20 protein-coding genes and 1 tRNA gene are annotated in these 23,026 nt (G+C 74.0%); 6 read left to right on the top strand and 15 right to left on the bottom strand.

The window, feature by feature from the left end; all coding sequences use genetic code 11:
• Nucleotides 1-27: 27 nt before the first annotated feature.
• From hutI to hutH, 5 genes are read right to left on the bottom strand one after another with little or no spacing between them, the layout of a single operon-like run.
• Nucleotides 28-1,203, bottom strand: coding sequence for an imidazolonepropionase (hutI, locus tag J4557_RS26785; protein WP_208269485.1), 1,176 nt, complete (start codon nucleotides 1,201-1,203; stop codon nucleotides 28-30).
• Nucleotides 1,200-2,555 carry a formimidoylglutamate deiminase gene (locus tag J4557_RS26780; protein WP_208269484.1) on the bottom strand — a complete coding sequence of 452 codons (1,356 nt, stop codon included), beginning with the start codon at nucleotides 2,553-2,555 and terminating at the stop codon, nucleotides 1,200-1,202. Before J4557_RS26780 ends, hutI begins: the two co-directional genes overlap by 4 nt.
• A 10-nt stretch (nucleotides 2,556-2,565) precedes the next feature.
• Nucleotides 2,566-3,765 carry an allantoate amidohydrolase gene (locus J4557_RS26775; RefSeq protein WP_208269483.1) on the bottom strand — a complete coding sequence of 400 codons (1,200 nt, stop codon included), beginning with the start codon at nucleotides 3,763-3,765 and terminating at the stop codon, nucleotides 2,566-2,568.
• A complete protein-coding gene (gene hutU, locus J4557_RS26770) occupies nucleotides 3,765-5,423 on the bottom strand; it encodes a urocanate hydratase (protein ID WP_208269482.1) in 1,659 nt (552 codons plus the stop codon). The genes J4557_RS26775 and hutU overlap by 1 nt, the downstream gene beginning before the upstream one ends.
• Before the next feature lie 11 nt (nucleotides 5,424-5,434).
• Nucleotides 5,435-6,979, bottom strand: a complete 1,545-nt coding sequence (hutH, locus tag J4557_RS26765; protein WP_208269481.1) for a histidine ammonia-lyase — start codon at nucleotides 6,977-6,979, stop codon at nucleotides 5,435-5,437.
• A gap of 92 nt (nucleotides 6,980-7,071) precedes the next feature.
• Between hutH and J4557_RS26760 the strand changes: the two genes are divergently transcribed.
• The 3 genes from J4557_RS26760 to J4557_RS26750 all read left to right on the top strand — a co-directional run bounded on the left by J4557_RS26760 (nucleotide 7,072) and on the right by J4557_RS26750 (nucleotide 8,762).
• On the top strand, nucleotides 7,072-7,833 hold the full coding sequence (locus J4557_RS26760) for an IclR family transcriptional regulator (protein WP_208269480.1): 762 nt from the start codon (nucleotides 7,072-7,074) through the stop codon (nucleotides 7,831-7,833).
• Nucleotides 7,834-7,904: 71 nt separating this feature from the next.
• Nucleotides 7,905-8,402, top strand: coding sequence for an FBP domain-containing protein (locus tag J4557_RS26755; RefSeq protein WP_208269479.1), 498 nt, complete (start codon nucleotides 7,905-7,907; stop codon nucleotides 8,400-8,402).
• Nucleotides 8,403-8,689: 287 nt separating this feature from the next.
• Nucleotides 8,690-8,762: transfer RNA gene (locus J4557_RS26750), tRNA-Leu, on the top strand.
• A gap of 597 nt (nucleotides 8,763-9,359) precedes the next feature.
• Here the strand turns inward: J4557_RS26750 and J4557_RS26745 are convergent.
• The 6 genes from J4557_RS26745 to J4557_RS26720 all read right to left on the bottom strand — a co-directional run bounded on the left by J4557_RS26745 (nucleotide 9,360) and on the right by J4557_RS26720 (nucleotide 15,004).
• Nucleotides 9,360-10,676 (bottom strand): CE1 family esterase, encoded by a 1,317-nt coding sequence (locus J4557_RS26745; RefSeq protein WP_208269478.1) that lies wholly within the window; start codon nucleotides 10,674-10,676, stop codon nucleotides 9,360-9,362.
• Nucleotides 10,677-10,838: 162 nt separating this feature from the next.
• Nucleotides 10,839-11,492 carry an isochorismatase family protein gene (locus J4557_RS26740; protein WP_208269477.1) on the bottom strand — a complete coding sequence of 218 codons (654 nt, stop codon included), beginning with the start codon at nucleotides 11,490-11,492 and terminating at the stop codon, nucleotides 10,839-10,841.
• Between the two features lie 65 nt (nucleotides 11,493-11,557).
• Nucleotides 11,558-12,487, bottom strand: a complete 930-nt coding sequence (locus J4557_RS26735) for an ABC transporter substrate-binding protein (protein WP_208269476.1) — start codon at nucleotides 12,485-12,487, stop codon at nucleotides 11,558-11,560.
• A 23-nt stretch (nucleotides 12,488-12,510) separates the two neighbouring features.
• Nucleotides 12,511-13,197: an ABC transporter permease gene (locus tag J4557_RS26730; RefSeq protein ID WP_208269475.1), complete on the bottom strand. Its 687-nt coding sequence runs from the start codon at nucleotides 13,195-13,197 to the stop codon at nucleotides 12,511-12,513.
• Nucleotides 13,194-13,841: an ABC transporter permease gene (locus tag J4557_RS26725; RefSeq protein ID WP_208269474.1), complete on the bottom strand. Its 648-nt coding sequence runs from the start codon at nucleotides 13,839-13,841 to the stop codon at nucleotides 13,194-13,196. Before J4557_RS26725 ends, J4557_RS26730 begins: the two co-directional genes overlap by 4 nt.
• Nucleotides 13,841-15,004, bottom strand: a complete 1,164-nt coding sequence (locus tag J4557_RS26720) for an ABC transporter ATP-binding protein (protein ID WP_208269520.1) — start codon at nucleotides 15,002-15,004, stop codon at nucleotides 13,841-13,843. The genes J4557_RS26725 and J4557_RS26720 overlap by 1 nt, the downstream gene beginning before the upstream one ends.
• A gap of 159 nt (nucleotides 15,005-15,163) precedes the next feature.
• Between J4557_RS26720 and J4557_RS26715 the strand changes: the two genes are divergently transcribed.
• On the top strand, nucleotides 15,164-16,627 hold the full coding sequence (locus tag J4557_RS26715) for an aromatic amino acid ammonia-lyase (RefSeq protein WP_208269473.1): 1,464 nt from the start codon (nucleotides 15,164-15,166) through the stop codon (nucleotides 16,625-16,627).
• Here the strand turns inward: J4557_RS26715 and J4557_RS26710 are convergent.
• Complete coding sequence (locus tag J4557_RS26710; protein WP_307800227.1) at nucleotides 16,624-17,595, bottom strand: LacI family DNA-binding transcriptional regulator; 972 nt, start codon at nucleotides 17,593-17,595, stop codon at nucleotides 16,624-16,626. The genes J4557_RS26715 and J4557_RS26710 overlap by 4 nt on opposite strands.
• Before the next feature lie 191 nt (nucleotides 17,596-17,786).
• On the opposite strand from J4557_RS26710, the gene J4557_RS26705 reads away from it, so the two are divergent.
• Nucleotides 17,787-18,314: a cysteine dioxygenase gene (locus J4557_RS26705; protein WP_307800226.1), complete on the top strand. Its 528-nt coding sequence runs from the start codon at nucleotides 17,787-17,789 to the stop codon at nucleotides 18,312-18,314.
• A gap of 310 nt (nucleotides 18,315-18,624) precedes the next feature.
• On the opposite strand, the gene J4557_RS26700 is transcribed toward J4557_RS26705, so the two are convergent.
• Complete coding sequence (locus J4557_RS26700; protein ID WP_208269470.1) at nucleotides 18,625-19,701, bottom strand: hypothetical protein; 1,077 nt, start codon at nucleotides 19,699-19,701, stop codon at nucleotides 18,625-18,627.
• Nucleotides 19,702-19,857: 156 nt separating this feature from the next.
• The gene (locus tag J4557_RS26695; protein ID WP_208269469.1) at nucleotides 19,858-21,015 is read right to left on the bottom strand and encodes an acyltransferase family protein; all 1,158 of its coding nucleotides are present in this window, start codon (nucleotides 21,013-21,015) and stop codon (nucleotides 19,858-19,860) included.
• Between the two features lie 202 nt (nucleotides 21,016-21,217).
• On the opposite strand from J4557_RS26695, the gene J4557_RS26690 reads away from it, so the two are divergent.
• Nucleotides 21,218-21,982: an SGNH/GDSL hydrolase family protein gene (locus J4557_RS26690; protein WP_208269468.1), complete on the top strand. Its 765-nt coding sequence runs from the start codon at nucleotides 21,218-21,220 to the stop codon at nucleotides 21,980-21,982.
• An 86-nt stretch (nucleotides 21,983-22,068) separates the two neighbouring features.
• Here the strand turns inward: J4557_RS26690 and egtD are convergent, their stop codons facing one another.
• Nucleotides 22,069-23,025 carry an L-histidine N(alpha)-methyltransferase gene (egtD, locus tag J4557_RS26685; RefSeq protein ID WP_208269467.1) on the bottom strand — a complete coding sequence of 319 codons (957 nt, stop codon included), beginning with the start codon at nucleotides 23,023-23,025 and terminating at the stop codon, nucleotides 22,069-22,071.
• Nucleotide 23,026 lies beyond the last annotated feature (1 nt).

Raw genomic sequence — 23,026 nt, 5'->3', positions numbered from 1 at the left:
CGCCGCCGGGAGGCCGGCACGGGCCGGTCACCCGCGGGCGTCCACCCGGCGGCCCCGCTTCCATACGGCGTGGGTCTGGGGGACGCCGGGACGGTAGGCGAGGTGGATGTACGACGGGGCGTCCAGCACGTGGACGTCCGCGCGCGCGCCGACCGCCAGATGGCCGACGTCGGTGCGCCGCAGGGCGCGGGCTCCGCCGGCCGTGGCGGACCAGACGGCTTCGGCCGGGGTCATGCGCATGTCGCGGACGGCCACGGCGACGCAGAAGGCCATGCTGGAGCTGTAGCAGGAGCCGGGGTTGCAGTCGGTGGCGAGGGCGACGGTGGCGCCGGCGTCCACGAGGCGGCGGGCGTCCGGGTAGGGCTGGCGGGTGGAGAACTCGACGCCGGGCAGCAGGGTCGCGACGGTGCGGGACGAGGCGAGCGCGTCCACGTCGGCGTCGCCGAGGAACGTGCAGTGGTCGGCGGACGCGGCGTCGAGCTCGACGGCGAGGCGCACGCCCGGCCCCTCGCCGAGCTGGTTGGCGTGCAGCCGGGGCATGAGCCCGGCCTTGATCCCGGCCTGCAGGACCTCGCGGGCCTGGTCGGCGTCGAACGCGCCCCGCTCGCAGAACACGTCGACCCAGCGGGCGTGGGGCGCGCAGACGGCGAGCATGTCGGTCGCGGCGAGGCGCGTGTAGGCGGCGGGGTCGTCGCGGTACTCGGACGGGACGACGTGGGCGCCCAGGTAGGTGACCTCGTCGGCGATCTCCGCGGCGATGCGGACGGCGCGCTCCTCCTGCTCGACCGTCAGGCCGTAGCCGGACTTGCACTCGACGGTGGTCGTCCCCTGCCGGGCCATCTCGCCGACCAGGCGGCGGAGGTTGGCGCGCAGGGCGTCGTCGGACGCGGCGCGGGTGCGTTCGACGGTCGTGCGGATGCCTCCGGCGGCGTAGGGGCGCCCGCTCATCCGGGCGGCGAACTCCTCGGCGCGCTCGCCGGCGAAGACGAGGTGGGCGTGGGAGTCCACGAAGCCGGGGAGGACGGCGCGCCCGGCGGCGTCGAAGACCTCGTCGGCGGCGGGGACGCCGGACGCGGGGCCCGTCCAGGCGACGGCGCCGTCCTCGATCACCAGCGCGGCGTCCCGGACGATGCCGAGCGGCCCGTCGCCCCGGCCCGGGTCGTTGGTGACCAGTTCCCCGATGTTGGTGATGGCGGTGCTCAACCGGGCTCCTCGCGGGTGGCGGACTCGACGGCGGCGGCCAGCGCGCCGGGCACGTCGTCGACCAGCAGGTGGCGGCCGTCGTGCACGATCTGGCGGCCGGACACGACGACGTGGCGGACGTCGGCGGCGGTGGCGGCGAAGACGGCGGCCTCGGCGGCGTGCGCGGGCCCGGCGCCCGCGGTGCGGGCGGAGTCGAGCGCGACGGTGACGAGGTCGGCGTAGGCGCCGGGTTCGAGGCGGCCGGCCTCGGGCCAGCCGAGCGCGTAGTGCCCGTTGGACGTGGCGGCGGCGAGCAGCTCGCCGGCGGTCCAGTGGCCGCGGACGCGGGTGCGGAGCCGCTCGTCGAGCTCGACGGCGCGGGCCTCCTCGAACAGGTCGATGACGGCGTGCTGGTCGGAGCCGAGGCAGATCGGGGCGCCGGCGTCGGCGAGGCCGCGGGCGGGGCCGATGCCGTCGGCGAGGTCGCGTTCGGTGGTCGGGCACATGCACACGCCGGTCGTGGTGGCGCCGAGGAGCCTGATGTCGTCGCCGGTGAGGTGGGTGGCGTGGACGGCGGTGCTGAGCGGGCCGAGGGCGCCCGCCTCGGCGAGGAGGCGCGCGGGCGTCACGCCGTAGGCGTCGAGGCACGCGGTGTTCTCGGCGGGCTGCTCGGACAGGTGGACGTGCAGCGGCGCCCGGTGCTCCTTCGCCCAGGACGCGACGGCCCGCACCTGCTCGCGCGGGACGGCGCGGACCGAGTGGATCGCGGCGCCGACGCGGGCGTGCAGCCGGCCCGCCTTGTCGGTCTGCTCGTGGAGGGTGTCGACGCGGCGGGCCCAGTTCCCGGCGGTGCCGTCGCCGAAGCGCAGCTGCGGGCCCTTGAGGGGCTGCCCGATGCCGCCGGTGAGGTAGCAGGTGTCCAGGAGCGTGATCCGGATGCCCGCGTCGGCGGCGGCCGCGATCAGCGCCTCGCCCATCGCGTTGGGCGCGTCGTAGGGGGCGCCGCCGGGGCGGTGGTGCAGGTAGTGGAACTCGCCGACGCAGCTGATCCCGGCGAGCGCCATCTCGGCGTACACGGCGCGGGCGAGCGCCCGGTAGGAGTCGGGGTCGAGGCGGTCGGCGACCCGGTACATCTGCTCGCGCCACGTCCAGAACGTCCCCCGGTTCGTCTGCACGCGGGAGCGGAGGGCGCGGTGGAACGCGTGCGAGTGCGCGTTGGCGAGGCCCGGCAGGGTCAGGCCGGGCAGGTGCTGGGCGCGCGGCGGCGGCGGGACGCCGCGCGCCAGGCTCGTGATCCGTTCGCCGTCGGCCTCGATCAGGACGTCCGCCGCCACCCCGTCTCCGAGCCAGGCGAACTGGGCATGCCATTGCATATCGGGTTCCCTACCCGCGGGCCAGGTCGTCCAGTACCGCGGCGAGGGCCTCGACTCCGACGAGGCAGTCGGCGGTCTCGGCGTGCTCGGCGGGCGCGTGCGACACGCCGGTGGGGTTGCGGACGAACAGCATCGCGGTCGGCACCCGGGCCGACAGGACGCCCGCGTCGTGCCCGGCACCGGTCGGCAGGACGGGCGCGCCGCCCAGCGTCCTGACCACCCGGTCGCGCAGGGCCAGGTTGAAGTCGACGATCTCGGTGTAGGACTCCTCCGCGAGCTCCACCGCCACCCCGTGGGGGCGGGCGGCCTCGCGCGCCGCCGCGCCGACCTCCTCCACGGTCTTCCGCACGGCGCCGTCGGCGGGCCCGCGCGCGTCGAGCCAGGCGGTGACGGACGACGCGATCGCGTTCACGCCGCCCGGGACGACCCGGACCTTCCCGACCGTCGCGACCGTCCCGTTGCGCTCGGCTGCGTCCCGGGCGGCGAGCACCATCCCGGCGAACGGGACCATCGGGTCGCGGCGGTCGGCGAGCGCGGTCGTCCCGGCGTGGTTGCCCTCGCCCGCGAACCCGAACCGCCACCGCCCGTGCGGGACGATCGAGCTCGCCACCCCGACCGGCTCGGCGAGCGCCCGCCCCTGCTCCACGTGCAGCTCGACGTAGCAGGCGACGCGTCCGAGCAGGTCGTCATCGGGGCCGATCGCCTCGGGGTCGAGCCCGGCGCCGTGCAGCACCTCGGCGAACGTGCGGCCGTCGGCGTCGGTGAGGGACCGCGCCCGCGCGGGGTCGATCGCGCCGGCCAGCAGCCGCGACCCGAGGCAGGCGACCCCGAACCGGGCGCCCTCCTCCTCGGCGAACGCCGCGATCCCGATGGGCCGCCGCGGCGTCGCGCCGCGCTCGCGCAGCAGGTCGACGGCGGCGAACGCCGACACGATCCCGAGCGGCCCGTCGAACGCGCCGCCGCCGGGCACCGAGTCCAGGTGGCTGCCCGTCAGCACGGCCCCTTCCCGCGTCCCGTCCTCGGGGAGCCACCAGGCGATCATGTTGCCGTTGCGGTCGTGCTCCACCGGCATCGCGCGGCGGCGCGCCTCGCCGGCGAACCAGGCGCGGCACTCCAGCTCCGGCGGCGTCCACGCGAACCGGTGGTACCCGCCGGTGCCCGCGTCGCGCCCGACGGGCAGCAGCTCCGCCCACATCCCCTCGAAGCTCATCAGCCCTGCTGCATCGGGATGCGGACGCCGCGCTCGGCGGCGACCTCGGCGGCGCGGTCGTAGCCGGCGTCGACATGGCGCATCACGCCGGTGCCGGGGTCGTTGGTCAGGACGCGCCGGAGCTTCTCGCCCGCGAGGGCCGTGCCGTCGGCGACGCAGACCTGCCCGGCGTGGATCGAGCGGCCGATGCCGACGCCGCCGCCGTGGTGGATGGACACCCACGTCGCGCCGGACGAGGTGTTGAGCAGCGCGTTCAGCAGCGGCCAGTCGGCGATGGCGTCCGAGCCGTCCTTCATGCCCTCGGTCTCCCGGTAGGGGCTGGCGACCGAGCCGCAGTCGAGGTGGTCGCGGCCGAGCACGATCGGCGCGCTGATCTCGCCGCGCGCGACGAGGTCGTTGAAGACCTCGCCGGCCTTGTCGCGCTCGCCGTAGCCGAGCCAGCAGATCCGCGACGGCAGGCCCTGGAAGTGGACCTTCTCCCCCGCCATCCGGATCCACCGGGTCAGCGGCTCGTTGTCGGGGAACAGGTCGAGGATCGCCTTGTCGGTGCGGGCGATGTCCTTCGGGTCGCCGGACAGCGCCGCCCACCGGAACGGGCCCTTGCCCTCGCAGAACAGCGGCCGGATGTAGGCGGGGACGAACCCGGGGAACTCGAAGGCCCGCGCGTACCCGGCGAGCTGCGCCTCGCCGCGGATCGAGTTGCCGTAGTCGAACACCTCGGCGCCCGCGTCCTGGAACCCGACCATCGCCTCGACGTGCGCCGCCATCGACGCGCGGGCCTTGGCGGTGAACCCGTCGGGGTCCTTGGCGCGCTCGGCGGCCATGTCGTCGAACGCGACACCGCTCGGCAGGTACATCAGCGGGTCGTGCGCGCTGGTCTGGTCGGTGACGATGTCGATCGGCGCGCCCCGCCGCAGCAGCTCGGGGACCATGTCGGCGGCGTTCCCGAGCACCGCGACCGACAGCGGCCGCCGGGCCGCCTTCGCCTCCTCCGCGAGGCGCAGCGCGTCGTCGAGGGAGTCGGCCTTCACGTCGCAGTACCGGTGCTCGACGCGCCGCTCGATGCGGGACGGGTCGCACTCGACGCAGATCGCGACGCCGCCGTTCATGGTGACGGCGAGCGGCTGCGCGCCGCCCATCCCGCCGAGCCCGGCGGTCAGCGTGATCGTCCCGGCGAGCGTCCCGCCGAACCTCTTCTCCGCGACGGCCGCGAACGTCTCGTAGGTGCCCTGCAGGATGCCCTGGGTGCCGATGTAGATCCACGACCCGGCGGTCATCTGCCCGAACATCGTCAGCCCGAGCGACTCCAGCCGGCGGAACTCCTCCCACGTCGCCCACTGCGGCACCAGGTTGGAGTTGGCGATCAGCACGCGCGGCGCCCACTCGTGCGTCCGGAAGATCCCGACCGGCTTGCCCGACTGGACGAGCAGCGTCTCGTCGCCCTCCAGGTCGGCGAGCGACCGGACGATGCCGTCGAAGGCGTCCCAGCTGCGGGCCGCCCGCCCCGACCCGCCGTAGACGACGAGCTCGTCGGGGTGCTCGGCGACCTCCGGGTCGAGGTTGTTCTGGATCATACGGAGGGCGGCCTCCTGCGGCCAGCCCTTCGCGGCGGTGAGCGTCGTGCCGCGCGGCGCGCGGACGGGACGGGGACCGGACATGTGCGGGCTCCTTAGGAGAGGGGGCCGGTGACGGATTCGGCGGCGGCGACGAGCGAGCCGTCCCGGACCATGGCGGCCGCGGCGGCGATCTCGGGCGCGAGGTAGCGGTCCGGGCCGGGCGGCGGGACGGCCTCCCGCAGCTTCGCGACGACGGCGCCGGTCGCGGGCCCGGGGCGCAGCGGGCTGCGCAGGTCCAGCGCCCGCGCGGCGGTGAGGATCTCGATCGCGATCACCTGCGTCAGGCCGTCGACGGCGCGGCGCAGCTTGCGGGCGGAGTTCCAGCCCATGGACACGTGGTCCTCCTGCATCGCCGAGCTCGGGATCGAGTCGGCGGACGCGGGGGCGGCGAGCCGCTTCAGCTCGGAGACGATCGCGGCCTGCGTGTACTGGGCGATCATGTGGCCGGAGTCGACGCCGGGGTCGTCGGCGAGGAAGGCGGGCAGCCCGGACGAGCGGCCCTTGTCGAGCATCCGGTCGGTGCGCCGCTCCGACATCGACGCGACGTCCGCGGTGGGGATGGCGAGGAAGTCGAGCACGTAGGCGATCGGCGCGCCGTGGAAGTTGCCGTTCGACTCGACCCGGCCGTCCGGCAGGACCACGGGGTTGTCGACGGCGGACGCCAGCTCCCGCCCGGCGACCAGCTCGGCGTGCGCGAGGGTGTCGCGGGCGGCGCCGTTGACCTGCGGCGAGCAGCGCAGCGAGTAGGCGTCCTGCACGCGGGTGCAGTCGGGCCCGCGATGCGACTCCATGATCTCGGAGGCGGCCAGCAGCGCCCGCAGGTTCGCGGCCGACGCGCCCTGCCCCGGATGCGGCCGCAGCGCCTGGAGATCGGCGGCGAACACGCGGTCGGTGCCGAGCAGCGCCTCGACCGACATCGCGGCGGCGACGTCGGCGGCGGTCAGCAGGCCGTGCAGGTCGCGGATGGCGAGGACGAGCATGCCGAGCATGCCGTCCGTCCCGTTCAGGAGGGCGAGGCCCTCCTTGGCGCCGAGCTTGACCGGCGTGATGCCCTTCTCCGCCAGCGCCTGGGCGGCGGGCTTCAGCTCGCCGTCCGCGTCCCGGACGCGCCCCTCGCCGATCAGCGCCAGCGCGACGTGCGCGAGCGGCGCGAGGTCGCCGGAGCAGCCGAGGCTGCCGTGCTCGAACACCTGCGGCGTGATCCCGGCGTTCAGCAGCCCGGCCAGCGTCCGCGCGGTGACGGGCTGCACCCCCGTCCGGCCGGTCGCGAGGGTGTGCAGGCGCAGCAGCATCAGCGCGCGGACGACCTCCCGCTCGACCTCGGCACCGGACCCGGCGGCGTGCGACCGGACGATGTTGAGCTGCAGCTGCGCCCGCATCTCCGGCGGGATGTGCCGGGTCGCGAGCGCCCCGAACCCCGTCGAGACCCCGTAGACCGGCAGGGGGCGCGCCGACAGCTCCTCGATGTGCGCCCGCGACTCCCCGATCAGCTCCAGCGCCTCGTCCGTCAGCGAGACCGCCGCGCCGTCCCGCGCCACCGCCACGACCTGCTCGAACGACAGCGGATCCGGACCGACCCGAACACTCGTGTCTCCCATGACGAAACCCATACCCACGATTCCACCCGCCCGGGGCGGGCGGGGGCAGGCCCGGACGGGGACATCTGTCTCGGATACGAGACAATGCGAGCATGAGCCAGGTCCCCGCCGCCCGCCGCGCCCTGGCGGTGCTGCGCCTGCTGGCCGCCGCGCCCGGCCCGCTGCCCGCCTCCGCGATCGCCCGCGCCCTGGACCTGCCCCGCTCCAGCACCTACCACCTGCTCACCGCGATGGCCGAGGACGGCTTCGTCACCTCCATCCCGGAGGAGCGCCGCTGGGGCCTCGGCGTCGCCGCCTTCGAGATCGGCTCCGCCTACCTGCGCCACGAACCCCTCGAACGCCTCGCCCGGCCGCTGCTGCGCCGCCTCGTCGACGGCGTCGGGGAGATCGCCCAGCTCGGCGTCCTGCACGGCGCGGAGACCCTCTACCTGCTGAAGGAGCAGCCGCCCCGGCACGCGACGCTCGTCACCGACGTCGGCGTGCGGATGCCCGCCCAGCTCACCGCGAGCGGCCTGTCACTGCTCGCGCACCTGCCGTCCGCGCAGGTCAGAGCCCTGTTCCCCGGCCGCTTCGTGAACCGCACCGGGCGCGGCCCGGCGTCCCCGCGCGAGCTGCGCCGCGTCCTCGCCGAGGACGCGCGGCGCGGCTGGTCGTCCGAGGACGGCTACATCACCGAGGGCTTCGCCAGCATCGCGGCCTGCGCGTTCGACCACACGGGGCACCCCACCGCCGCCGTGGCCCTCACGTTCCGCCGCGACCGGCACCCGCCCGAGACCTGGCCCGGCCTCGCCGCCCCCGTCCGGACGGCCGCCGCCGCCCTGACCGGCCGCCTCACCGGCCGCCCGCCCGCCTGACCCGCCGGACGCCGCCTCCTAGAGAGGTTAAGAATTTGCCTAATACTCCTAGGAACACTACCGTCGCGGACATGAGACCCCTCACCGAGCGCGACATCCGCACGTCCTTCGTCAACTGCTCCAAGGGCGAGGCCAAGCGGCTCGGCCTGCCCAAGGACTTCGCGGACCTCCCCTGGGACGACCTGGACTTCCTCGGCTGGCGAGATCCCGGGGCGCCCGAGCGCGCCTACCTGGTCGCCGACCGCGGCGGCCGCCTCGTCGGGATCGCGCTGCGCGGGACGTCCGGCACGTCCCGCGGCTTCACCGCGCGCAGCCTGTGCTCGCTGTGCCTCACCACGCGGACCGGCGGCGGCGTCGCCCTGATGACCGCGCGGCGGACCGGCGAGGCGGGACGCCAGGGCAACACGGTCGGCCGGTACCTCTGCACGGACCTCGCCTGCTCGCTCTACCTGCGCGGGAAGAGGCAGGCCGCGGTCGGCGGGGACCTCGACGAGTCCCTGACCCTGGAGGAGAAGGTCGCCCGCACGCGCGTCAACCTGCACGCCTTCCTCGACAAGGTGGCCGCCTGACCGGCGCCCCGGGCCCGAACCCCGCCGGCGCCCGGCCGGCGGCAGGCAACCGGGCATTATTGCCATTCAGCGACCGGCCGTCCCATCGGTCGGCCTTTTCCGGTCTTGGGCTGATATCCGCTGAAGTCCGGCGAACTCTAGGGCAAGATGAATGCATGCACGATCGCGGAATCCACGGAAAGCCGCGCCGTGGCCACGGTGGGCATGGGAATGGTCACGACACGCGGCCGCGGCCGGTCACCGGAACGCGGCGCGGGCGCGCGCGACGGGCCGTGCGGCCGGCGCCCGCCTCCGTAGCCCAACGGTAGAGGCGAACTCCTTAAAAGAGTTGAAGTGTCGGTTCGAGTCCGACCGGAGGCACCTGGCATCACCGCGGTCCGCGGTGATCGTCCGACGACCGCGGTGACGGTCCGGCGAGCCGGCTGACGGCGCGCTGGGGCCGAACGCCGTTCCCGCGGCGGTGCCCGTGGAAGGGGCGCGTCCCGCACCGCAGCCGAGCCCCGTCCCACCACCCAAGCTGGACGCGGTGTCGCTGCCGTCCGCCGGGAGGGCCATCGAGCGCAGGCGCCCGGCGCGCGCCCCCTGCGCGGCGACTGTACGCGGTCGCCGACCGGATCCAACCGGGTGCGGCAGTGCTGCCCGCGCACGACGGCGGGCGCGTCGTCGCGCCGAAGCCGCCGCTGGTGAAACGCCCACGACGAGTGGACGCGGCGGCGGCCCGGCAGATCGGAGCGCACTTCCTGCAATTCGCACATCGCGGGGGTGCGGGCGATGCGGGCGGCTTTCGGGCCTTTGGCGGTACGCCCCCGACATGGGCATGAAAGTGCATTTCCAGACCGACATGCTTGCGCTTTCACCGCCACCGATGCGCTATCTCAGCGATATCGACACCTCCAGTCCCCGGCTGTGGTCGGTGCAGCGGGCGGGACGCGGGGCCGGCCTGGCGCCGGGCCGGGGTCAGGCGAGCCGGAAGCGGGACACGAAGTTCCAGATGACGGCGTTGGCGTCGATGTCCTGGGTGGTGCCGCCGAGCAGCGGACCGAGGTACGGCGTGCCGCCGGGCCAGTTATGGCCGCCGCCCTTGACCTGGTAGAGGATCACCGGCGCGCCGGCCGGGCAACCGTCGTAGGCGTGCTCCGTGACGGTGGTGCCGTCGGACGGGTGCGTGTCGGGCAGGCCGGTGTCGGTCGTGGTGGTCCGGCAGCCGTTGTTGCGGGCCCAGAAGGGGGCCGCGGCCGTCGCGGTCGCGTACGGGACGATCGGGTCGGCGTCACCGTGGATCATCACCATGGGCACGGCGCGGCCGGGGTGGCAGGCGCCCTGGTCCTGGAGCTGGCCGGAGACCGGAGCGAAGGCGGCGAACCGCTTGTTCTCGCAGGCCAGCTTGCTGGTGAAGAATCCGCCGTTGCTCATGCCGGAGGCGTAGAGGCGGCGCGGGTCGGCGTGGAAGCGCCGGACGAGGACGTCCTGGAGCGCGGAGACGTAACCGGGGTCGTCGACGTCCTGGCCGGGCTGGCCGCCGGCGACGCCCTGCCAGCCGGTGCCGTGGTGCTCCGGCGTGATCATGATGAAGCCCCTGGTCCGGGCGTAGTCGGCCATCCGGCCGAAGAACTCGGCGAACAGCGGGGTCTCGAACAGGCCCGGGAAGTGGAACAGGGCCGGGAGGGGCCGGCCGTCGTAGCCGTCGGGCAGCCGGAGGATCGCCACCCGCGGCATTCCCGCGTGGAGGAGGTGGATGGCGTGGTCGCCCGGGTCGGGGTGGCGGTCGCGGACGGTGAAGCCGACCGTCCGGGTGGACGACCGGCCGCCGAGCCGCACCGTTCCCTGCCCCTGCCAGGTCACGGTCCCGTCCGAGGGGGCCCGCACCCCGCCGGCGACGTTCGCGGACACCTCCACGCCGGCGGCGGGATCCTGGAGGCCGAACGTCCCGGACAGCCCGGCGAGCGTGCGCGACAGCGCGAACCGGACGGTGGCCTTCCCGCCCTCGGCTCCGCGCAGCGTCCCCTGGCCCTGGACCTTGGTCGTGTTGTAGTCGGGCGTGGCGTCGAGGACGGCGATCCCGCCGGAGAGCAGGCCGCCGTCGAGCCGGTAGGCGGGCGCGCCGCCGACGGTGATCGTGATCTGGTCGGGGGGCAGGGCGTCCGCCCGTGCGGGCGGCGCCGGCGCGACCGCGGGCACCGCGAGCGCGGTGCAGGTCAGCGCCGCCGCGGCGGCCAGGTTCCGCGCGCGGAAGAGGGTGGAGGTTCGACGGGCGATGAGGGAATGCGGGCGCATGGCCGTCCTTCCTGCGGGCGGCCCCGTGCGCCGCCCGCGTGCCGCCGGGTCCGGTTCCCGGCCGTCATGGCCCGAGAGTAGGGACGCTCGCCCCGGCACCGCTGCTACGAAAACGACACCGTGCCCCCCGCCGTTTGCGCACCCGCTGACAAAGGGCGCGCCTTACGGCCCGGCGATCAGGGCGAGGACCTCGGAGACGGGGCGGACGTCGCCGAAGGAGCGGTAGACGGTGTGCAGCGTGGCGTTGTGCTCCGCGTCGCTGCGCGCCGCGTTCGCGTCCGCGACCATGATCACGCGGAGGCCGAGCGTGGACGCGTCGCGCGCGGAGGACTCGCAGCAGACGTTGGTGACGGTGCCGGTGATCAGGACGGTGTCGACGCCCCGGCCGTCCAGGAGGTCCGGCAGGGGGCAGCGGCCGGGGAAGAAGGCGCTGGGCGCCGTCTTCTCGACGAACAGGTCGGACGGGCGGGCGTCGAGGTCCGGCCAGAGGCGGCCGGGCAGCGGCCCGGTCCCGCCGCTGGTGCGGTAGAACTCGGCCGTGGCCGGGCCGTGGAACTCGTCGGCCGCGGGCGTTCGCTCGGGGGCGCCGGGCACGACCCACGCGACGGTGCCGCCCGCCGGGCGCAGGGCGCCGGCCAGGCGGTCGATGTTCGGCACGATGCCGCGCGCGTACCGGTTGCCGGACACGAAGAACGGCACCATGTCGATCACCACGAGCGCCGTGCGGGAGGGCACGAGCCGGTCGAACGCGAACCGGCGGCCGCGCCGCGCCTCATGGCGCGCGTACTCGCGGGGATCGATCCGCCAGTCGTGCATCGTTCCTCCTGCCGAGGAAGGCGGAAGCCCGCCGCGCGGCGCGCGGCGGGCTTCGCGGGGGCGGGTCAGGCGAGGCCGTTCTTGGTCAGCCAGTCCTTGGCGACCTTCTCCTGGTCGTCCTTGTCGATGGCGATCCGCTTCATCATGTCCAGCAGGTCCTGGGTGGTGAGCTTGGCGGAGACGGCGTTGAGCGCCGCCGTGGCCTGCGCGTTCACCGCGGACTTGTTGACCAGCGGCGTCACGTTCTGCGCGCTGAAGACGTGCTGCGGGTCCTCCAGCACGACGAGCTTCTTCTGCACGATGGTCGGGTCGGTGGTGAACAGGTCGGCGGCCTGGATCTTGTCGTCGGTGAGCAGCTTGACCAGGGTGGCCTGGGCGCCCGCGTCGAACGGCTGGAACTTCTTGAACTCCAGGCCGTACACCTTCTTCAGGCCGACGAGCCCCTGCTGGCGGGTCTTGAACTCCGACGGGCCGCCGATCGTGAGCTGGTTCGCGACCGGCTTGAGGTCGGCGATGCTCTTCAGGTGGTACTTGGACGCGGTCTGCGGGTTGACCGTCACCGAGTCCTTGTCCTCCGCCTGCGCCGAGTCCAGGATCTCCACCGAGGAGGGCAGCTTGGCCTTGAGGGCGGCGTTGACCTCGTCGGTCGTGGACGCGGTGCTGGTCTTGTCGACCGAGGTGGTCAGCAGCGCGCCGTTGTACTCGGGCATCACGCCGATGCCGCCCTTGACGACCTGGTCGTAGTAGATCTCGCGGGCGCCGATGTTGAACTTGCGGGTGACCTTGAGGCCCTTGGCCTCCAGCGCCTGCGCGTAGATCTCGCCGATGAGGCCGCTCTCGGGGAAGTTCGCGCCGCCGACGGTGATGGTGCCCTTGGCGGCGCCGCCGCCGGACAGCGGGTTCTTGTCGTCGCCGCCGCCCCCGCCGCCGCCGCAGGCCGACAGCGTCAGAGCGGCCACGAGGCCGACGGCCGCGCCACGGATGATGTGCTTCATGGGTTTTCCTTCTGTTGTAAGGGTCAGGAGGAACGGGCGGAGCCGAGCAGGCCCGGCGAGACGACGAGGCGGCGCAGCACCGCGAACACGATCTGCACGATCAGCGCCAGCAGTACCACCAGGACCGTCCCCCCGACGACCAGCTGGTAGTCGTTGCGGGCCAGGCCGTCGACGATGAAGCGGCCGAGGCCGCCGAAGCCCGCGATGGAGGCGATGGTGGCGGTGGCGACGACCTGGATCGCGGACGTGCGCAGCCCGAGCAGGATCAGCGGCAGCGCCATCGGCACCTCGGCGCGCCACAGCACGCCCCAGCCCGTCATGCCCATGCCGCGCGCGGCGTCCTTGGCGTCGGCGTCGACGCTGCGGACGCCCTCGTAGGTGTTCACCAGGATCGGCGGGACGGCCAGCGCCACCAGGGCGATCAGGACGGGGACGACGCTGAACTCGACGGTCGCGAGGATCAGCACCAGGCCGAGGGTGGGGATCGCGCGGGCGACGTTGGCGAGGCTGGCGGCCAGGAAGCCGCCGCGTCCCGTGTGCCCGGCGATCAGGCCGAAGGTGAGGCCGATGAGCGCCGCGCACGCCAGCGGCACGAAGCTGTAGACGAGGTGCTGGAGCAGCCGGTGCGTGATGCCGTCGTCGCCGTGCCAGTGGGCGGAGGCGGTGAGCCACGTCCACGACAGGTCGATCTGGTTCCACACGTCGTTCATGAGGCTCCTCGCGCCCGGGCCCACGGAGTGAGCAGCCGCTGGACGACGACCAGGACGGCGTCGGTGACCAGTGCGAGCGCCACGATCAGCACCGACGCGGCGATCATCTGCGTCTGGAAGGTCAGCTGGTAGCCGCGCAGGATGTCGTAGCCGAGCCCGCCCTGGCCGATGAGCTGGCCGACGGCGACGAGGCTGATCGACGAGACCGCCGCGACCCGGACGCCGGCGATGACGATCGGCACCGCGATCGGCAGCTCGACCCGCACCAGCCGCCGCAGCGGGCCGAAGCCCATCGCGGTCGCCGCCTGCCGGACCGGCTCGGACACCGAGCCGAGCCCGTCCACCACGTTCGGGACGAGCACCGACAGGCTGTAGAGGGTCAGCGGGATCATCACCGTCGACTCGGTCAGGCCGGTGTACTGGACGAACACCATGTAGAGGGCGAGGGACGGGATCGCGTACAGGATGTTCGCGACGGTGAGGACCGGCGGGAACATCCACGGCCAGCGCCGGCACAGCACGCCGAGCGGGAGCGAGATGAGCAGCCCGAACAGCACGGGCAGCAGCGCGAGCCGCACGTGGATGAGGGCGTGGTCGCCGAGCGTGCCGGTGTGGTCGCCGATCCAGCCCCAGTCGATGTCCATCAGTCGCCTGCACCGCCCTTCACGGGCGCGTCGGCGGGCGCCGGGTCGCCGGCGGGGGCCGGGCCCTCGACGGGGTCGTCGCCGGGGAACCCGTGGGTGGGGACGGCGAGCAGGTCGGCGCCGCCCGCGGTGCCGAGGACGGCTCCGCCGCCGTCGACGGCGACCGCCAGCCCGGCCGGGGACAGCACGGCCGCGTCGAGCGCGGCCCGCACGGAGTCCTCGCCGGGGCGGAACGTGGCACCGAGCGGCGCGAGCGGGGCCTCCCCCAGCGGGCCGGTGACCTGGCCGGGGCGCACCCAGCCGAGCGGCCGCCGGTCCCCGTCGACCACGAGCGCCCAGTCCAGGGCGGCGGCGTCGGCGGCGTCCGCCGTCGCCGGGCGGATCGCCTCCTCGCTCAGCCGCAGGCCGCCCGTGGCGGCGAAGGACAGGGTGCGGATGCCCCGGTTCTGGCCGATGAACCCGGCGACGAAGTCGTCGGCGGGGTGGGCGAGGAGGTCCTCGGGCGCGTCGACCTGGACGAGCCTCCCGCCGGTCTGGAACACCGCGACGCGGTCGCCGAGCTTGATCGCCTCGTCGATGTCGTGCGTGACGAAGACGATGGTCTTGTGCAGCTCGTCCTGGAGGCGCAGGAACTCGTCCTGCAGCTCGGCGCGGACGACGGGGTCGACGGCGCTGAACGGCTCGTCCATCAGCATGATCGGCGGGTCGGCGGCCAGGGCGCGGGCGACGCCGACGCGCTGCTGCTGCCCGCCGGACAGCTGGAACGGGTAGCGGCGGGCCATCGAGGGGTCGAGGCCCACCCGCTCCATCAGCTCGTGCGCGGCGGCGCGGGCCTTCTTCTTGTTCCACCGCAGCAGGTACGGGACAGTGGCGATGTTGTCCTCGATGGTGCGGTGCGGGAACAGCCCGGCGTGCTGGATGACGTAACCGATGCCGCGCCGCAGCTCGGCGGGCTTGCGCTCACGGACGTCGCGGCCGTCGATGAGCACGCGCCCGGCGGTGGGCTCGACCATGCGGTTGATGGTCCGCAGCGCGGTGGTCTTGCCGCCGCCGGAGGTGCCGACGAACACGGTGATCCGCCCGGTGGGGCATTCCAGGCTCACGTCGTCCAGGGCGACGGTGCCGTCCGGGTAGCGCTTGGTCACGCCCTCAAAGGTGATCAAACGATTCACGTCCTCGTTGGGCGTCGCAACGCCGATGATCGACTTCGGCCTTCTCCCCAACCGTAGCCAATGTGTACCGTCTCGTCAGAGTCCCGCCTTGTCCGGAACGTCGGTTCTTGAGGATAACTACCTGAAATTAGGGGAAAGTAGCGTAGCCCCGTGGAGAACAGCCGAATCGTTATCGACGGGACCTCGCTCACCTGCTCCCAGGTGGTGGTCGCGGCCCGCGAGGATGTGATGGTCGCCATAGCGCCGGGCGGGGTGGAGCGGGCCCGCGCGGCCTGGCGGGTGGCCCGCGAGGTCGCCGGCTCCCAGCCGGTCTACGGGCGGACGACCGGCGTCGGCGCCAACCGCGTCGTGGACGTCGAGTGGGAGGACGCCGACGCGCACGGCCTGCGGCTGCTGCGCAGCCACGCGGCCGGGGCGGGCCCGCTGGTCGCGCCGGAGATCGTCCGGGCGATGCTGACCGTCCGGCTGAACCAGATCGCGGCGGGCGGCTCGGGCGTCGAACCTGGAGCGCTCCAAGCGCTGGCGGACGTCCTCAACCTGGGCCTCCTCCCGCCCGTCCCGGTGTACGGGGCGATCGGCACCGGCGACCTGACCGCGCTGGCGTCGACCGCGCTGTGCCTGCTCGGCGAGCGGTCCTGGCTGGCCGGGCCGGAGGGGGCGCCGGAGCGCGGCCCCGGCTACCGGCTCCAGTCCGCCGACGCGCTGGCCTTCATCAGCTCCAACGCCGCGACGCTCGGGGAGGCGGCCCTCGCGGTGGCCGACCTGCGGCGGATGCTGCGCGCCTCGACGGTCGTGGCCGCGCTGTCGCACTTCGCCGTACGGGCGTCGGAGGAGCCGTACGCGCCGCCCGTGCAGGACGCGTGCCCCCACCCCGGCCAGCGGGAGGCGGCCGAGACGATGCGCACCCTGCTCGCCTTCGACCGGCCCGCCCCCATGCGCATCCAGGACCCGTACGGCTACCGGGCGTTCCCGCAGGTCCACGGCCCGGCGCTGGAGGCCGCCGGGTACGCCGAGCAGGTCGTCACCCGGGAGATCAACGCGGCGGCGGAGAACCCGCTGGTGGACGTCGCCGGGCGGACGGTCTGGCACAACGGCAACTTCCACACCGCCTACGTGGGCCTCGCGCTCGACGCGGCCCGCGCCGCGCTGTTCCAGACGATGGCCCTGGCCGCCGCGCGGCTCGGCACGCTCGCCGAGCCGTCGTTCACCGGCCTCTACCCGTTCCAGGGCGCCACCGAGGCGTCCTCGGGGATCATGATCCTGGAGTACGTCGCGCACTCCTGCCTCGCCGACGTGCGCCGGCTCGCCACCCCCGCCGCGCTCGGCAGCGCCGTGCTGTCGCGCGGCGTCGAGGAGCACGCGGGCTTCTCCACCCAGTCGGCCCGCGCGACCACCGACGCCGTCGCCGCCTACCGGCTCGGCCTCGGCTGCGAGCTGGTCGCGGCCGTCCGGGCACTGCGGATGCAGGGGCGCGCCCCGTCCGGCGGGCCGCTGCGGTCGGCGTTCGACCTGGCCGGGGCCGTCCTCGACCCGCGCGTGGAGGACCGCCCGCTGGACGCCGACATCGCCGTCGCCGCCGACCTCCTCCCCCGCCTCGCGCTCCTGTACCCCTAGGAGGGCGGGCCGCCGGTGGAGGTGCGGACGCGCAGCGACGGCTCGCGCACCACGCGGCGCTTGCGCGGCTTGCCGTCGATGACGTCGACGATCAGCCGGACGGCGGCGTGCACGATGCCGTCGATGTCCCAGTCGACGGACGTCAGCGGCGGCGTGAGCAGCGCCGACATCGGATGGTTGTCGTAGCCGCACACCGCGACGTCGCCGGGGACGGCGAGGCCCAGCTCGCGGGTCGCGGCGTACACCCCGTAGGCGATGGAGTCGGCGAAGCAGAACACCGCCGTCGGCCGGTCGGAGCCGCCGAGCACGCGCAGCGCGACCTCGGTGGCCTCGGCGAGCGCCTGCGGCACCACCACCACGTCGACGCGCAGCCCGAGCCGCTCGGCCTCGGCGTTGACGTGCACGTCCGCGGGACGGTCCGGCGTGCTCGCCTGGGTCGGGGTGAACACGGTGACGCGCTCGTGGCCGAGGTCGCGCAGGTGCTCCAGCGCGAGCGTGACGCCGCGCCGGTTGTCGAACACGACCTCCCCCTGCGACCGCCCGCCGTGCAGGGCGTCGCCGATCGACACCACCGGGACCGTCTCCGACAGCTCCGCCCAGAACGGCGCGGCCGGGTCGAGCGGCTGCACGATCAGCCCGTCCACCCGCTGGTCGCGCAGCCGGCGGGCGAGCGCCAGCTCCCGCTCCGGGTCGCCGCCGGCGTCGACGATCAGCGCGTAGCGGTCGCGGGCGAGCAGCGCCCGGCCGATCCCGGTGGCGAGGGACTGCTGCCAGTAGTCCTCCAGCGACCCGCACAGCAGCCCGACCTGGTCGGTGCGGCCGCTGGCCAGCGCGCGGGCGATGGGGTGCGCCTCGTACCCGAGCTCCTCGGCCGCCGCCCGGACCCGCTCCTGCGTCTCCTCCGAGGTCTGGATGCCGCGCAGCGCGTAGGAGACGGCGGCGGGCGACAGCCCCGTCGCCCGGGCCACTTCACGGATGGTCGCGCGTTTGCGCCTCTCCGACATCCCTCCAACCCTAGACGGCCCCGCTGACAGAACGGGGGACCCCACTTGACGGGACGGTTGCTGAACCGTTTCACTGAAGCGGTTAACTGATGCGGTTCAGTAGCCGTCTTCGCTGTTCACCGCGTCGCCCGTCCCGTCATGGAAAGGAGCGCACCGTGTCCCACGATGTCCTGCCCCGCACCCCCGGCTTCGCGGACCTGCCCGAGCGCACCCTCGGCAAGCGCGAGCTGCGCGCTCTCGTGGACGACCTCGCCGGGCGGCCGGAGCTGTGGCGGCGGTACGTCGAGTTCCCGGGCGGCGGCCGCCGGCACTACGCCTCGCTCCACCGGGACGAGCACGTGGACGTGTGGCTGCTGTGCTGGACGCCGGACGACGACACCGGCTGGCACGACCACGACGTGTCCTCGGGCGCGGTGCGCGTCGTCAGCGGCGCCATCGAGGAGAGCAACCCGCGGATCGGCGGCGCGCACGCCAGCACGGTCGTCGCCGAGGGCGCCTCGTTCTGCTTCGGCCCTGACCACATCCACCGGCTCACCGGGGTGGCCGACGCCAGCGTCTCCATCCACGCGTACTCGCCGCCGCTGTGCCGGATGGGCCAGTACTCCATCGACGAGTCCGGCCTGATGCGCCGCCTGCCGGTCGGCTACGCCGACGAACTACGCCCCCAGGACGTCCCCGCCTGACGCGGCTCTCGCCCTCACGCTCCCGGACCGAGCGACTCGCTGAGCCATCACGCGAGCGCGCTATCTGACCGGTGGGGGCGAAGCCGGAGGCGAGCCCCCACCGGGAAGCTCGCGAAGCGAGTTCGCGCTCGCCCAAGCAAGGTCAGGGTGCGAGCCGCCAGGCGAGCGCCCTGGGCCTGGCTTGTATAAGTACGACCTCCGGCGGGTCCGACCGGGGGAGACGGACCCGCCGGAGGAGGGTGGTCGCCCGATGCCCGCTCACATCGGGCGACCACCTACATCTCCCTCAGCGCACCCCGTTCCGGAAACGTCACACCTCCGGAACGGCCGTTTCCGGAGGGGCCGCGGACCGCCGGTCGATCCACCGGTCCGTGAGCGCGCACACAGCGACGGCCACGGCGAAGCAGAGTGCGGCGGCGCGGAGCACACCGGCTTCGTAATAGGTGTCGGTCACCAGCAGGACGGCCGCGGTGCCGGCCGCTCCCCCGGTGAGCGACGCGGCGGCGATCTGGGCGGCCCAGAGGATCGTCCGGCGTCTCCCGGCGCCGGCGAGTCCTTCCCGGAGCGCGTGCACGGCGCCCGCCGCGCAGATGAGCAGGCCCGCGAGGCCCGCGATGAGCGGCGTCCCGAAGTTGACGCCGTACCGGACGGCCAGTGCCGGGATGAGGAAGAGGGCGAGCGCCCAGCGCAGCCCCGTGCCGATGGAGGCCGATGCGAGCCCCGGTTCACCGCCCTGGGGCGTCCGGGCGGCCCGCCAGCGGGCGGCCACCAGGATCACCGCCGTGACGATCGCGCCTGGCAGGCGTCCGCCGAGATGCCCGAGGTTGTAGAGGAGCGCCGTGTCGTAGACGGTCAGCACCAGTTGGCCCAGTGCCCACACGGAGACGGCGAACAGGAGCATCTGCGGGAGCGACGAGACCGTGGGCGCGTCGGTGTCCTGCCGGGCGAGCCACTGGATGAGCAAGGGCGTCACCAGGCCGCTGCAGGCGCGGATGATGATGTCGTCCACTGTGTAAGGGGTGTGCAGGACCCACTCCACGACGCAGAAGGAGAACGTGTAGGAGAGGGACGCGGCCCACACCGTCCATGACGTGGCGAGGCGCCTGTAGAGTCCGCGATCCAGCCACCGCAGCACCGTCATATAGGAGAGCAGCCCGAAGGGCAGCTCAAGGAACCCCGGCACGCGCAGCAGGGACGGGGCAAGGAGCGCGGGTTCAGGGAAGTGTGCGGCGAAGGAGCGCATGGACGGCCCGTCCTCCAGCGCGAACCAGCCCTCCGGCACGTAGCGCGCTATGAACGACGTGTCCCCGCCGTGGACGCGGAGGAGGTACACGGTGACGAGCACCTGGTTGATGTAGACGAGCGCCACGACCAGAGCGAGGAACACCTCCGGACGGGCCCAAGCGCGTCCGGCTGTCCCACCGGCATTGCCGTTCCGCACGAGGCGCGGTACGAGGGCAAGGCTCACCGCCGTCGAAACCACTGCCGCGGCGTCCACCCCTATGGCCATGACCGACAAACATAGGCCGCCGGGGCCGGACGGTCAGCGGGCGGCGAGTTCCGGTGCCGCTTCGGGGGCGCGCGGGGCGGGCACGTCCCCGACGGCGTCTCCCGCGGGAACATCCGCGGCGGGCGCGTCCCCGGCAGGACGGGGCTTCGCGGACCGGATCGGCTCCAGCGACGCCAGCAGCCGTGCCCGCATCCAGGTCGCGCCGGGCTTCTCCACCAGGCGGTGCACCGCGTAGGCGAGCGCCAGGGACGCCGCGATGACGGCGGCGAGCGCGGCCCAGCGGTTCAGCCCTGGGTACAGCGCGTCCAGCAGCGGCAGCGCGAGCTGCGAATGGACGAGGTAGAGCGGGTACGTCAGCGCCCCGAGGACGGTCAGGCCGCGCCACCGCACCCAGCTCAGCCGGCCCGTCGCGACGAGGATCATCACCAGGAAGATGCCGGTGACGGCGGCCGCGACGGGCAGGTGGGCGGAGCCCTTGAAGGCACTGTCCGCGCGCCAGCCGCCCCAGTGCAGCGCCAGCAGGTAGGACACGGCCACGTATCCCCACAGCAGCAGCGTCGGCCCGAACCGGTGGATCATGTACAGCGCCATGCCGGCGATGAAGTACGGGCTCCACGTCGGCACCAGCATGATCTGCAGGAACCTGCTGCCGGCCTCGTCGGCGAAGACGCCGCCGAACATCCACGCCGCCATGAAGACCAGGGTCGACCGGTAGGTGATGCCGATCCCGGCGAGGACGGCCGCCAGCACGTAGAAGTGCATCTCGACCCAGAGCGTCCAGTAGACGGCGTCGACGTTCTCGATGCCGAGCCCGCCCTGGAGCATCGTCAGGTTCGGCACGACGAGCCCGGGGACGCCGTGCCCCTCCCGGAAGACGGCGTACACGACCGCGCCGAGCAGCACGCTCGCCCAGTAGGCGGGCATCAGCCGCACCAGCCGGGAGACGCCGAACTCGCCCGGCGAGCGCCCCCACGCGCTCATCAGGATCACGAAGCCGCTGATGACGAAGAACAGGTCGACGCCGAGGTAGCCGTACCGGGTGACCGCGCCCAGCCCGGGGAACACCTCGCGGGCGTGCTCCGGCCACGGCCCCGCGCCGCCGAATCCCGTGAAGTGGTACAGCACGACGGCGATGGCCGCCAGGAAGCGGAGCAGGTCGAGTTCGCGGAGCCGCGGGCGTCGGGGGGTCACCGCGGAACCCTCTCGGGGACGGGTTGCGCGGTGCGGGACGCGGCGTGAGGACCCGGTGAACGGCGGGTGTAGCCGGGGATGGCCCGCGCCGGGCGCCGGGCCGCCCGAAACGGGCCGCGGGGTTTCGCGCGACGGGCCCGTGGGGCGGGAGGGGGTCAGTAAGATACCGGTGCATTCTCACCCGACTTTTTGGTGGTCCTCCATGACATCTCGCCGCGCCCGACGCGGCGCGGCGACCCTCCTGCTGTGCCTGGGCCTGCTCGGCCTGCCCCTGCTGGCCGGGTGCGGCGGCACCGGCGGGCCCGGCCCCCGGACGGCACGGGCGGACGGCCCGGCCCCGAAGAAGGCGGCCCCGCGGTCATCGGTGGTGTTCTTCCTCGGCGACAGCTACACGGTCGGGGACCGCGGCGTGCGGCCGGAGACGACGTACGCGTCGGCGACCGGGCGGCTGATGGGCTGGCAGGTGATCGTGGCGGGCCGCGCCGGCACCGGCTTCGTGAAGACGGTCGGCGGGCAGTCGTTCCTGCAGCTGTTCGAGAGCCAGCTCGGCTGGCGGCCCGCGCCCGACCTGCTGATCGTCTCGGGCGGCCACAACGACTGGCGGGTCCAGCCGCCGCGCGTCGCGGCGGCGGCGCGCGCGCTGCTCGAACGGGCCCGGCAGCGCTGGCCCGGCACGCACGTCGTGCTGATGGGGCCGCTGTGGGGCAACGACACGCCGCCGCAGAACGAGCTGGCCGTCCGCAACGCGCTCCGGAACCTGGCGACGCAGATGGCGGTCCCGTTCGTCGACCCGCTCGCCGAGCGGTGGATCACCGGGAACCGGCTGACCCACCAGGGCAACGCGCCCCAGTACATCAAGCGGGACGGCACCCACCCGGACGAGGCGGGCCACCGCTACGTGGCGACCCGCCTCACCGCCGACATCAGGCGCCTGGGCCTCGCCCACCCGCTCCGCCGCCCCGCCTGACACCGGCCGCCGAGCCGCGGCGCGCCGTCGTCACCAGCGCTGTCATGAGCGCTGATGACAACGGCACGCCGCACATCGGCGAGGGGTCAGGAGCGGGCCGGGCGGGCGAGGGTGAGGGAGAAGTCGCCCGCCTCGTCGGTCCAGAACTCGGCGAGCTCCATCCCGGCGGCCTCCAGTTCGGACGCGAGGCGCTCGCGGCGGAACTTCGCGGAGATCTCGGTGCGCATCTCCTCGCCCGCCGCGAAGCGGACGTCCAGGTCGAGGCCGCCGACGCGGACGTCCTGGTCGCGGGTGGAGCGCAGCCGCATCTCGATCCACTCCTCGGCGCCGTCCCAGACGGCGACGTGCTCGAACGCGTCCGGGACGAAGTCGGCGTCCAGCTCGCGGTTGATGACGGAGAGCACGTTCTTGTTGAACTCGCCGGTGACACCGGCCGCGTCGTCGTAGGCGCGGACGAGGCGTCCGGGGTCCTTGACGAGGTCGGCGCCGAGCAGCAGGAAGTCGCCGTCGTCCATGGTGGCGCGCAGCCCGCCGAGGAACCCGATGCGGGCGGCGGGCGGCATGTTGCCGATCGTCCCGCCGAGGAAGGCGATCAGCCGGCGCTCCCCGGCGGGCAGCAGGTGCAGGTGCTGCTCGTAGTCGGCGACGACGGTCCGGACGGTGAGGCCCGGATGGTCGGCGGCGATCCCGGCGGCGGCCTCCTCCAGGAAGTCGCCGCTGACGTCGACCGGCACGTAGGCGCGCAGCGTCCCGTCGAGGGCGCCGAGCAGCAGCCGGGTCTTCTCCCCCGACCCGGCGCCCAGCTCCAGCAGGGTGCGGGCGCCGGTGATCGCGGCGATCTCGGGGGCGCGGGCGGTGAGGATCTCGCGCTCGCGGCGGGTCGGGTAGTACTCCTCCAGCTTGGTGATCTCCTCGAAGAGCGCGCTGCCGCGCTCGTCGTAGAACCACTTGGGCGGCAGGGTCTTCGGCGTGCCGGTGAGCCCCTCCCGGACGTCCTTCCGGAGCGTCTTGGCGAGGTCGTCGGCGGTCAGGAACCGGTCCACG

The sequence above is a fragment of the Actinomadura nitritigenes genome (assembly GCF_017573545.1).
Classification (GTDB): domain Bacteria; phylum Actinomycetota; class Actinomycetes; order Streptosporangiales; family Streptosporangiaceae; genus Spirillospora; species Spirillospora nitritigenes.
This window is presented reverse-complemented; position numbering and strand designations above follow the sequence as displayed.